Genomic DNA, 4931 nt, shown 5'->3' with positions numbered 1-4931 from the left:
ATTGGAGGGCAGCAGGGGCTCTATCCGCTCCCACTGCTCGTCGGTGAACTGGCGAAATCGTGACTTCGTCTGTCCCATACGGCCACGGTCTCGCGGGTCACCGCTCAGCTATGGGAGACACGCCCTAGTGGCCGCTGCAGCCATCTCGGTGTCCTCCAGCCTTGGAAATCGCGTCGTGCTCGCTCCTGGTCGGTTCAATGCTGAGCCGATTGGATCCCAGGAGCGTGTAGTGGCGGGGTAATGGCCGTGGCCACCGGGCATTGCGAACATCATCAGGCCCATCATCGCCACGCACAGCGCGCCAAACACGATCACTCCGGTGCCTGCGACCCCGGTCACCAGCAGGACCCCGACAAGAACGAGCATCGGGACACAACACGCGAGCATCATCCAACGATGACCGGAGCGTCCGGGCTTCGAGGGCTCGGGCGGGTACTGCTCTTCCAGAGGCCCATCGCTGTAGGGGGAAGCCGACCCCGCAACGGGGGGCTGATCAGGGGGCGCGTCTAGTGGCTGGCGCCGTCGCTCCTGGGGTGATTGCTCGCTCATGAGGGGTGTCCTTTCCGAAGCGGGAGGCGGCCCAATTTTTTGTACAGTGGACAGTGCCCGGTCCCACCAGTGACGATCAGGTCCAGACCAGCCACGATCAACAACAGCTCCACGATCACCGCGCCCGTGGAGTCCGCCTGGCTGAGCAGAATTCCTCCGCCAACGACACCGAGAAGACCCAACACGATGCGAGCGCCCCTTTCGATAGGGGTGATGTTGATACTCCATCTCGCCTGCATCGTTTCCTCCTGGGTGCTCGATCCAGCCCCGAGTGCACGGGACCATTGATCGGTACACCCCCAATCTGCCAAGTGTTTGTGAAGGACGAACTGTCCTTCACGTGAAGGTTCGGTGAAGCCGGTACGGCGTGTGCCACAAGTGTGGGGAGATGCGCGCCTCAACGCGCTCAGCGGACGCGCGTCGTGCGGCCTGAATCGCGCTGGGTTGGTTGGAGTCTCTGGTGTGCTCTGTGTTCTCACTGGTGTTGGTGGTGTCGCACGGCGAGCCACTGGGCGAGGACGATGGCTAGGGCCACTAGCGCGGTGGTGACGAGGGTGAACGGGTCCGATTGGCTCTTGGTGAGCAGGAAGGGCACCAGTACCGCGAGGTCAAGGATGATCGCGAGCAACGGGATCCAGGAGTTGGCGGCGACGTCGTTTTTGAGACGGCGGATGATCCCGAAGTGGATGGCAATGTCCATGGCCAAATACAAGATAGCGCCAAGGGAGGCGATCTGGGAGAGGTCGAAGAAGGCGGCCATCACGATCGCCAGCCCGGCGGTGATGTAGAGCGACTGATGTCCTGGCCGGCCGGGCAGGCCCGGGGCTTGGCCCATTTCTCGGAGCATGTCGTAGAGCTTCGAGACTGAGAATAGGCTCGCGATCAGTCCAGACAGTGTGGCGACCACCGCGATAAGCACGGTTATTCTCATGCCCCAGTCGCCGAACATCGGCTGGGCTGCTTCGGCCAGTGCGTAGTCGCGGGCCTCGATGATCTCTGGCACGGTCAGGCTCGCAGTGACTGCGACGGTGATCAATAGATAGAGCGCCGTGCACAGGGCGATGGAAATAATGATTGAGCGGCCGATATTGCGCTTGGGGTTCTTCAGATCCCCGCCGTGGTTGGTGATCGTGGTGAACCCCTTGTACGCCAGGATGCATAGGGTGACACCGGCGAGAAAGCCCACCCATCCCTGGTCTGGTGGCGTGCGTCCAGCGGCGGTAATGAGCCGGGGCAGGGAGGAGAGTCCCGCGGCGAGGATTCCCGCGATCGCCAGCACCGCGATGCCGACGATCTTGAGCGCTGCGGTGACCGTGGCAGAGCGCTCCACTAGTTGGTTGCCCACCAGGTTCACCAGTGCGGCGCCGGCGATGGCGAGGACGGCCAGCACCGGGACCCACACGTCGGAGTCCTGCATCCCGAACGGTCGCAGCATGTAGGTACCGAAGGTTCGGCCGAGAAGGGACTCGGCGAGGATCATCGACACGTACATGAACAGCGAAACCGAGCCAGCCACGACCCCGGGTCCATACGCGGCTTTGAGTTGCATCGCGATTCCGCCCGAGGAAGGGTTGGTGGCTGAGTAGCGGATGTAGGAGTAGGAGCTGAAGGCCACCACCACTGCCCCGGCAAGGAAGGCCCACGGCATCCACCCCCCGGCCAGCTCGGCGACCTGCCCTACCAGGGCGAAAATGCCCGCCCCGATCATCACCCCCGTCCCGAGCGCAACGGATCCAGTGAGGGTCAGTGAGTTCGAGGACTGGGCGCTGCGATCCATGCGGTACCGTACTTTCTTCTCGTCGGGCGGGGTTGGCGGTGTGCTTGCGGTCGGGTGCGCCGAGTTTAGCGGGCCAGGATCGTGCCCATCATGCCGAGGTCCTCGTGGTCGAGGATGTGACAGTGGTAGACGGTGCGGCCGACGATGTCGTCGAAGGCCACGCGGATGGTGACGCGGCCGAAGGCCGGAATGTTGACCACGTCCTGCCAGGTGGGTGACTCGCCGTCGTCGAGGACTTGCATGGGCCACACGTGCAGGTGCATTGGGTGGTCCATGGGGCTGGTGTTGGTCAGGGTCCATTCCTCCACAGTTCTGGCGCGAACCGTGATGTCGTTTCGGTCGGCGTCGAACTGTCGGCCGTTGATGGTGAACGACATCATCGATTCGGCTCCGCGCATCCCACGGCCCATGCCCATGCCCATGGCGAATTCCAGGGTTCGACGGGCAGTTACCGGTGCGGTGCGCAGGTCCCGCAGGGCCGGTCCTGCGGGCACGGGATCGGGTTCGTCCGCCGGGGGCCCAGTCACGTCCAGCGTGAGCAGACCGATCGGCTCGTCGTCCGCCGGGAACGCACCGGCCATGGGTCCGCCCATCATGCCAGGCATGGCGCCGCGGTCCACCGGGATGCTGAGCAGAGTGGAGGTGCCCTGGCGAGCGTCCACCAGGAGTTCGACTCTGTTTCCGGGAGCCAGCGTCACCTCGGTGAGGTCGACAGGTTCGGGTAGGCGGCCGGTGTCACGGCCGAGCAGGCGCAGAGACTGACCATCCAGGGTCAGGCGCAGGTAGCGGGACGGGCAGGCGTTGACGATCCGCCACTGCTCTCGCTCTCCCGGCGAAGCGGTGGCCCGGGGCCGAACCTGGCCGTTGACCATCACTATCTCGCCTTGACGGCCCATCATCTTCTCGGGCGGGGACGCGGCAGCCGGGTTGCCAGTGCCGTCGAGGGTGATGTCGGAGACGACCAAGGTGCGCTCACGGGACACCGGGACCGGCTCGGGGTCCTCAACAACGATCGCTCCGTAGAGTCCGGCCGCCAGTTGGTCAGCGACATGGCCGTGGTGGTGGGGGTGGTACCAGAAAGTCCCGGGCGGGTGGTCGTTTGGCAGGACGATTTCGTAGTCGAAGGACTCGCCGGGGGAGATGCTGACGAAGGGGTTGTCGCCATTGCCCTCGGGGGAGACGTGCAACCCGTGTACGTGCAGGTTGGTCGGGGTGTCGAGTTCGTTGGCAATCGCCACTCGGATCGTGTCTCCGCCCCGAACGCGCAGGGTGGGGCCTGGGAGTGTGCCGTTGAACGCCTGCACGTTTGCGTTTCGCCCGCCGATCTTGACCCGGGCGGGGGCGGCGACCAACTCCAGATCGAGCACACCGTCCCGACTGGCCACCACGTCCGGCTCGAGAAGGTCGTCACCACCGTCGGAGAAGCCACCACTGTTCGTGGTGTTGCCCTCACTGACGGTCCACCACAGGCCGGCCCCGCCCACGGCGGCGGTGCCGGCCCCTGCCAAACCCAGTGCGAGGAGCTGCCGTCGGGTCAGCTCGCTCACTGCCGTCCCTCGCCCAGAGTGTGTAGTCGCTCCCGGTACTCCTCGGTGGTTAGCTCTCCACGGGCGTAGCGTTCGTCCAGGATCTCTCGCGGCTGGCGCGGGCGTTCCCCGGTTTTGACATGCTCATGCCCTCCGGTCTGGCCCCGGCCGCCGGTGAACGCTTTCGCCAGGACGACGGTGACCACCACCGTGCCCAGAATGACCAAGAGCCAGAAGATCCACATCCAGCCCATTCCCGAACCCATCCCGTTGTTCCACATCATCGCGATCGTCCTTCGCTACTTCTCAGTCCCGAGCGTGTGGCCCGCCGGTGTCTGGGGGGTGGTGGCGCCGGGTGCGGGGCGTGGCGGTCGGTCTGGAGACCGTGGATCGGCATCGGCACCGAGGGTCTGGGTGTGGAGCAGCACGTGCAGGATTCAGCGATCGCTTCCAACGGAAGGTTACTGCGAGGCTGGATAGACATCTTCTCCTCTTCATATTCGTTGCTGGTGCTCACTGGAACACCTCCAATTATATCCCTATGGGGTATGTGGGGTAGGTGGTTGAACCCGGCTCACCCATCGATTGGTCCCTGGGTGTCTCACGCCTGGGGAGCGGTCCCTGTCAGGGCGACAATGAGGCAGAGCACGCTGGCCCAGAACACGCCCAGGCCAATGGCCACCACGGTTACACTCGCCCACTCCATACCGCGCCCCTGTCTTCCGGTCGAGTTCCACATTGGCCGGTACGCCCGCGTATTTGTGTGGAGATCAGGTGGAGGTCTGATCAAGAATTTCCGCTGGCGAGCTGACACTCAGGACAGGCTGGAACGATCGAGACCATGGTGGAGAACCCTCGTGCCCTCGAAGATGGGGGAAATTTGGGGAAGGGTGAGTTCGCAGAAACTACAGCTCGGCATCGTTTAGTGGCCCTTCATAGTGAAGGGCCCGTTTAGGGCGTGTCTCCCATAGCTGAGCGGTGACCCGCGAGACCGTGGCCGTATGGGACAGACGAAGTCACGATTTCGCCAGTTCACCGACGAGCAGTGGGAGCGGATAGAGCCCCTGCTGCCCTCCAAT

The 4931-nt window shown here is 64.1% G+C and carries 4 protein-coding genes; all 4 read right to left on the bottom strand.

All coding sequences use genetic code 11. The annotated features are described in order from the left end of the window. Positions 1–545: 545 nt before the first annotated feature. Complete coding sequence (locus tag J1M86_RS25945; RefSeq protein WP_076599981.1) at positions 546–788, bottom strand: DUF2892 domain-containing protein; 243 nt, start codon at positions 786–788, stop codon at positions 546–548. A gap of 236 nt (positions 789–1024) precedes the next feature. Next, complete coding sequence (locus J1M86_RS25940) at positions 1025–2326, bottom strand: APC family permease (protein WP_206499037.1); 1302 nt, start codon at positions 2324–2326, stop codon at positions 1025–1027. A gap of 65 nt (positions 2327–2391) precedes the next feature. Further along, positions 2392–3873 carry a multicopper oxidase family protein gene (locus tag J1M86_RS25935; RefSeq protein WP_096905124.1) on the bottom strand — a complete coding sequence of 494 codons (1482 nt, stop codon included), beginning with the start codon at positions 3871–3873 and terminating at the stop codon, positions 2392–2394. Continuing rightward, a complete protein-coding gene (locus J1M86_RS25930) occupies positions 3870–4136 on the bottom strand; it encodes an SHOCT domain-containing protein (RefSeq protein ID WP_003862069.1) in 267 nt (88 codons plus the stop codon). Before J1M86_RS25930 ends, J1M86_RS25935 begins: the two co-directional genes overlap by 4 nt. Positions 4137–4931: the final 795 nt, after the last annotated feature.

This window comes from Rhodococcus sp. KRD197 (assembly GCF_017168235.1).
GTDB lineage: Bacteria > Actinomycetota > Actinomycetes > Mycobacteriales > Mycobacteriaceae > Rhodococcoides.
This window is presented reverse-complemented; position numbering and strand designations above follow the sequence as displayed.

Excerpts from the sequence above, each read along its gene's own strand:
- J1M86_RS25940 (WP_206499037.1), bottom strand. The coding sequence starts at position 2,326 with ATGGATCGCAGCGCCCAGTCCTCGAACTCACTGACCCTCACTGGATCC.
- J1M86_RS25945 (WP_076599981.1), bottom strand. The coding sequence starts at position 788 with ATGCAGGCGAGATGGAGTATCAACATCACCCCTATCGAAAGGGGCGCT.
- J1M86_RS25930 (WP_003862069.1), bottom strand. The coding sequence starts at position 4,136 with ATGATGTGGAACAACGGGATGGGTTCGGGAATGGGCTGGATGTGGATC.